This window comes from Paraburkholderia phymatum, assembly GCF_040965635.1.
GTDB lineage: Bacteria > Pseudomonadota > Gammaproteobacteria > Burkholderiales > Burkholderiaceae > Paraburkholderia > Paraburkholderia phymatum_B.
Genome location: NZ_JBFRCH010000045.1, coordinates 46,150 through 52,246, shown reverse-complemented (window position 1 = coordinate 52,246; position 6,097 = coordinate 46,150). Strand labels below are relative to the sequence as shown.

The following is a 6,097-nucleotide window of genomic DNA, read 5'->3' as shown; positions in this document are numbered from 1 at the left end:
CGCACGCCGAGTCACATCCAATGTTCGATCCAGCCGAGGTTGCCATGCTCACGCCCTCCGTCACGCCCGCCGATACGCTTCATCAGTCGGCCGTCTTTATCGACAAGGACGGCACACTGCTCGAGGAGTCTTCGACATTTCTCCGGGACACACGTGTAGCCGGTGCGCGACGATCCGTTGATGATCAGCACACGAGAGCGCGTCGACCGGTCCTGTTGACGCTTCCGCGCCGCGTTGACACGTTCACACGCGCTTCGCCATTCAACAGAGAGATCGTAGCCCGCGAGCTCGCGCCCGCATTCTTCGTCACGGGCGCTTTGCGGCCCTCGGCGTAGGCCTGCCATGCGATGGCTTCGAGCCGCTCGATGGCCGCCTCTTCCGCCCGGAACGCCGGGTCATAAAAGCGGGCCTTGAAGCGTTCGCGAAACGCCTCGCGTGACATGCCTTCGGTAATTTGCCCTTTCCTCTCGACGTTCAGAACATTTACGCCAGGCTTTCCGGATGTTTCCGTTGCTTTAGAGATTGCCATGAGACGCACTGCTTTATCGATGGTCGGACTGCGGCTTCCCGTGCTTCTTCTCCGTTTTGGTTATGCGACGCAGTTTCGCGAGACTTACCGTGCCTGAGTGGCATGACAGGCTCCTTGCAAGAGAACGCTTGTCTGTCCTCGTTCGCATCCAGCGTTCCCGCGTCGAATGCTGTTGGGAACGGCGTTTGCGACGCACGTTCGTACGCCATGCGGCGCGCTGCGAGGGGCCGTGCATCGACGTTGTCGCCGCGCTGCGCGAAGCCGGTGTACTGGCGAGCAAGGAACGAGGTTGAACGCTCAATCACAACTCACTCAGCTAATGATCCAGTCAAGCAATCAGGTGACTCGCTCACGTAACCGAACACACAGGGAGAACAGCATGAAATTCACGTACGTCATCGTCTGTACCGGACTCTACGTCGCCACGCTCGCCGCTCCGACGCTCGCAAGCGCGCAGACGGAAGCCGCCTCGACGACAGGGGCCAATCCGCTTGCGCAGCAGGACAAGGATTTTGTGCAGACGGCGTCGATGGCGGGTTCCACCGAAATCGACGCGGCAAAACTCGCAATGCACAACTCACAGGACAAGGACGTGAAGTCCTTTGCACATCACATGCTCGTCGACCATACCAAACTGGCGCTGCAAATGAAAATGGCTGCGCCTCATGGCGTGACGGTGCCCAAGGACAACTCTGACACGTCCACGCTAGATTCGCTGAAAGGCCTCAAGGGCAAAGCGTTCGATCAGGCCTATATTTCGAAGCTCGGCGTAGAAGGTCACAAGGAGGCAATCGCCGCGTTCGAGAAGGAGAGCTCGAATGGCCAGAACGCAAAGCTGAAGAAAGCCGCCCACGACGCGCTGCCTACCATCGAGAAGCACTATCAGATGGCTCAGGATCTGGCCTCGAAGAAAGGCGTAACCGCTGGGACGCAATAGAGAGCAAGCGGGTTTCTGAAGCACCTCGTGTCGGCGGCAAAGGATGTCCGATGCGAGTGACGTCATCTGGCGTTGCGTCTGCCTGAACCGCTAGACGGCGGGCAAGCTCGGAAATTGCTGAACCGGTTGGCGATACGCGTTAAGACTGCGATGGAAATCGCGGGCCGCCGGTTTTGCCTCGAGCGGGCGCGGCTCAATCTGTCCTATTGCGAAGTGCGCGCGCCGTCGGACGGCTGGATCACGAAGCGCAACGTCCAGCTCGGCGGCTTTCTCCAGGCGGGCGCGTCGCTGTTCTCAATCGTCATGCCTGAAGTCCGGATCACGGCCAACTTCAAGGAATCGCAACTCGAACGGATGCGGCCCGGCGACCACCGCGATCAGCCATGGGTTCGCGGCCGGGCGCCAGTTCCATTCTTTCGACACCTTCCCGAAGACGTGAAGAGCAGCAATCCGGTGAACCGAAGCACGGATAGACCATCGACGATTCGAGCAGTGTTCCCAGTTTTGCGGAAGGAGGAATCTGTGAATCTGGCGTCAGTGCCCGGCGCACCTGGCTGCCGCTTCTGGTCACGCAACAAACCGCAGCTTCCTACCTGCCCGTCTTCGTCACGCGCCAAACCGCGTTGCCGACGTCGTCGGCGATAACGAGCCCGCCGTCGCGATCCTGCGCGAGACCGACGGGTGCGCCATATAGCTGCTTCTGGTCGCCGGAAGCGAAACCCGTGACGACAGGCTTCGGTGCGCCGACTGGCTTACCGTTGTCGAACGCGACGTAGACGACCTCGTATCCGCTGAGCGGCGAGCGGTTCCAGCTGCCGTGCTCGCCGATGAAGGCCCCGCCCCGATACTCCTCCGGCAGACCGTTGCCCGTGTAGAACAGCAGGCCGAGCGCTGCGACGTGCGAGCCGATCGCGTAGTCGGGCCTGATCGCCTTCGCGACGAGATCGGGGCGCTGCGGCTGCGCGCGCCCGTCGACATGCTGTCCGTAGTAGCTGTACGGCCAGCCATAGAAGGCGCCTTCATGCACCGAGGTCAGATAGTCGGGGACCAGGTCCGGACCGATTTCATCGCGCTCGTTGGCGATCGCCCAAAGCTGCCCGGTCTTCGGTTCCCATTGCAATCCCGTCGGGTTGCGGATGCCGGCCGCGTAGATGCGGCTGCCGCCCGTCGCGACATCCACTTCGAGCACAGTCGCGCGGCGGTACTCGACGTCCATGCCGTTTTCGCCGACATTGCTGTTCGAGCCGACGCCGACATACAGCTTCTTGCCGTCGGGACTCGCGAGCAGCGCTTTGGTCCAGTGATGGTTGACGGTATCGGGCAAATCGGTGAGCTCGACGCCGCGTGCGGCGATATGGGTTTCGCCTGTCTTGTACGGATACTTCAGGATCGCATCGGTGTCCGCCACATAGAGCGTATCGCCGACGAGCTGCATGCCGAACGGCGAATGGAGATGATCGATGAACACGTGCTTGTCCCATGCCCCGTTGCCGTCCGTACGCTTTCGCAGCAACGTGATGCGATTGGCGCCCTCCTCTTTCTTGCCCGAGCGAAGCCCGATCATCCCGGCGACCAGCTGCTTCGGCGTAGTCACGGCCTCCTCGTTCGGGCTATTGGATTCCGCGACCAGAATATCGCCATTGGGCAGCACATACACCTGCCGCGGATGCCCGAGCCCCGAGGCGATCTCCTCGATCTTCAGGCCATCTGCCACCTTCGGCGTTTTGCCTTTCTGCCAGCCGACGTAATCCGGCACCTGCATCGGCGGGGCGAAGGAATTGCGCGAGACAGGTAGCGGCGGATTGCTGCCTGCCTGCTGCTCGGGTTCGTACTCTGCCCGCTCGTTGCAGCCGGCGAGCGACGCCGCGAGCGTCATCACGAGGACGCAACTGAAGATGGAGTTATTCACGAGCCGTCTCCCTGAGGCCGACCTTGCGGACCTTGATTTCCCTCACGCCGACCTTGACGGATGCGAGGACGATCTGTCCGATGCACAGCAGCACGACCGTGATAACCGACAGCACGATGTTCAGCGGCACCATCGCATACGCATCCCGGCTATGCACAAACGCATTGACGATCGCCGCGGCAATGCCCAGCAAGTTCAGCAGGAAGGCCAGGCGCTCGATGCCGAGCACCGGATAGCGCGACGGAATCCACACATGGCAGAGATTGATCAGGCGCGGAATGATCGCGAACAGCACGCCCATCGTGACCAGCCAAGCAGCCTCTTTGCCCCAGAAAACGTTGCGGCTGCTCGCATAGACGATGTCGCAAATCAACGTGCCGACGAAAAGCCCATACGGAATCGGGTTGAGCACATCGAAGACCGTCGTGGCGAATCTTGATCGATAAATCGGAGTGGCTGTCATGGGTGAATCCTCTTCTGAACGCGAAGCTTGAATCGGACGATCGCATGGGATGCCTGGCATGGCGTCTGCTGCCGAACCAGAATGTCTTTTTATCTTAGTCATGCCAGGCATCAGGCCATGACCGCGTACGACGGGGAGCAAGCATGAAACGATTCGGGTCTGTCGCACTCGCGGTGGCTGTGCTCGCATTCGGCATGTCCGCGTGCAAGAAGGCGCACGACGCGGGCAACGACAGCATGAGCGTGGGCCACGGCAGCGTTACGACGGTGGATGGGCAACCTGTGGGACAACGCGCGCGCCCGGTCGGGCAATCGGAGCGGTCCGGAGCGGCGCTCGAAACGCCTGTCGCCGCAAGTGGGTCTGTCGCTGCGGCAAGCGACCCCGCCTCGACAGATGCCCACCGCCCGGACGTTCCGGTAAATCGTCGATAGTCTGCCGCGGAGCGATCGCCGACGTAACGGGAGATAAACGGGCGCAGACAGGAATGGTCCGAATGGTCCGGACTCCATGCCGATACAGGCGAATCGCGCTCTCAGCTAGTGGCGCCTGCTCGACCACAACGAGCCAAGCAGGAAGCCTGCGGCAGCAACGACAACGAGTGAGCCCACGGGTCTCGACGTAGCCAGTTCGCGTATGTCGTCGAGTCTGTCCGTCGCCTGCCCCTGCAACTGGCCGCCGAGATGTTGCGCCTTAGCCTTGAGTTCCATTGCCGGATCGCCGACAAGTGACTCGGCGGTTTCTCGGACTTTTCCAACTACCTTGTGCACAATGCCTCCCACTTCGTCTGGATTGGTCTTCATCGCATCGGTGGTAACCATCTGGCGCTCGCCAGTGACTTACTTTCGATATCGTATGTCTCAGCATCCGACATGCCGCGCATCTTCGACACGCAGTTCGACAACATTCGAGGCTATCACGAGCGCCCTCGCCAGCGCGGCCAGATTTCCCGTCACATGAGCGGTGAACACCTGCGACAGGCCGAGAAAGCAGGCTGCATCGACAAAACCTGCCACCGCCGAAAGAACTTTCGCCCTCCACACATTTCCTCCCTGACGGACGTTCCGCCTGCTGTCGACGTAGCGCTGCGCCCTCTGTCCGGCTTCGAGCAAACGGCTGGCCCGAAGTCGCGCTGGCGAGGGGACGTCTGGCATCACTTCAGTAACCGCACTCCATCGGGCCGACAGTCTGCTGGACCCGCGCTTGCTCGCGATACGAAGGAGCTGGCCACGAGACCCCTCAAGGAGAGGGCATCATGAAAGCGGTCGTGTTTCACGACATCGGCGACATCCGTCTCGATTCGGTTGCCGACCCTGCCATCGAGCAACCAACGGACGCTGTCGTGCGCATCACGTCGAGCGCCATTTGCGGAACTGACCTGCGTATGGTGCGCGGGACGCTGCTTTCATGCAGCCGGGAACAGTTCTCGGACACGAAGCACCTTGCCGCGCTGGAACACGCTCAAGTGAAAGGCCAATTACGACTTGTTGCGCAAGCGACGCGCGATGCTCTGATGAAGCGGGCGCGCGTCTTTTTGCATATCCGTTTTTGATGGCACACGCATGGATTGTCGATGACGATCCGAACATGCGCGACGCCCTGGCTGCGATCATCGCGGAACACGGTGTGACGGTCGTCGCGCCTGACTCGCCCCTCAGACAGGTTGGGTCTGCGTCGGTTTCGTGGACGACCTCAAACAAAATTCCACCGGCCAGCCGATCGGCTGGGCCTGCCGCAACTGGTCACACGCGATCGCGAAGGTGCGTTGCAGGTCTTTAACAAAGCCGTCCGGTGCGATGCTTACCCTCGGCACCGGCAAGGCGATGCGCGAGCAACGGCAACAGAATGGATGCAGAGAGCCTCGCGATATATGCTGGACTACTGATTCGCTTCGTCATGCGTGGTGCTCGTACCCTGCGTCGCGCGGCGCCTGCTCTTCCTCGGCGATTGTGCAGGCAGGTCAGGCTTTGGGGCTGTGTCGTTGCGGATGTGACCGGTTGCGCGGGGCGGCCGCGCAAGCACTTCGCTTCGCGGTATTCCCAAATCAATTTTGTTAGCGCTTCGCGCTTTGGAAAACCTACGCTGCATTTGCAACCGATTTACGTTAAAAAGCGGGTGCAAAGAGCCGTTTCGACGCATTGCCTATGCAAGTTAGGTCGGAATTTGTGTCGCGGGGAACGGAGGTCAGGTGCACGGAGCCTTGCTGGATAAGGTTTTCACAGCTTGTGCATTTTAAAAACGATTTCTGTGAATGCACTGCTG

At 60.7% G+C, this 6,097-nt stretch carries 5 protein-coding genes and 3 pseudogenes; 3 read left to right on the top strand and 5 right to left on the bottom strand.

Going from position 1 to position 6,097, the window contains the following annotated elements:
- Positions 1-120: 120 nt before the first annotated feature.
- Positions 121-442 (bottom strand): annotated as a pseudogene (locus AB4Y32_RS36505) (NADPH-dependent FMN reductase); the annotation flags it as partial.
- Positions 443-908: 466 nt separating this feature from the next.
- Between AB4Y32_RS36505 and AB4Y32_RS36500 the strand changes: the two are divergent.
- Complete coding sequence (locus AB4Y32_RS36500) at positions 909-1,466, top strand: DUF4142 domain-containing protein (RefSeq protein WP_368725936.1); 558 nt, start codon at positions 909-911, stop codon at positions 1,464-1,466.
- 177 nt (positions 1,467-1,643) lie between these two features.
- A pseudogene (locus AB4Y32_RS36495) lies at positions 1,644-1,835 on the top strand (HlyD family efflux transporter periplasmic adaptor subunit); the annotation flags it as partial.
- A 220-nt stretch (positions 1,836-2,055) separates the two neighbouring features.
- On the opposite strand, the gene AB4Y32_RS36490 reads toward AB4Y32_RS36495, so the two are convergent.
- From AB4Y32_RS36490 to AB4Y32_RS36475, 4 genes are all read right to left on the bottom strand, one after another.
- On the bottom strand, positions 2,056-3,342 hold the full coding sequence (locus tag AB4Y32_RS36490; RefSeq protein ID WP_368725939.1) for a sorbosone dehydrogenase family protein: 1,287 nt from the start codon (positions 3,340-3,342) through the stop codon (positions 2,056-2,058).
- 25 nt (positions 3,343-3,367) lie between these two features.
- Positions 3,368-3,940, bottom strand: coding sequence for a DUF2231 domain-containing protein (locus tag AB4Y32_RS36485; protein WP_368725935.1), 573 nt, complete (start codon positions 3,938-3,940; stop codon positions 3,368-3,370).
- 434 nt (positions 3,941-4,374) lie between these two features.
- Positions 4,375-4,656 carry a CsbD family protein gene (locus tag AB4Y32_RS36480; protein ID WP_368725934.1) on the bottom strand — a complete coding sequence of 94 codons (282 nt, stop codon included), beginning with the start codon at positions 4,654-4,656 and terminating at the stop codon, positions 4,375-4,377.
- 39 nt (positions 4,657-4,695) lie between these two features.
- Positions 4,696-4,947, bottom strand: coding sequence for a DUF1275 family protein (locus AB4Y32_RS36475; RefSeq protein WP_368725933.1), 252 nt, complete (start codon positions 4,945-4,947; stop codon positions 4,696-4,698).
- Positions 4,948-5,090: 143 nt separating this feature from the next.
- On the opposite strand from AB4Y32_RS36475, the pseudogene AB4Y32_RS36470 reads away from it, so the two are divergent.
- Positions 5,091-5,272 (top strand): annotated as a pseudogene (locus AB4Y32_RS36470) (alcohol dehydrogenase catalytic domain-containing protein); the annotation flags it as partial.
- Between the last annotated feature and the right edge of the window lie 825 nt (positions 5,273-6,097).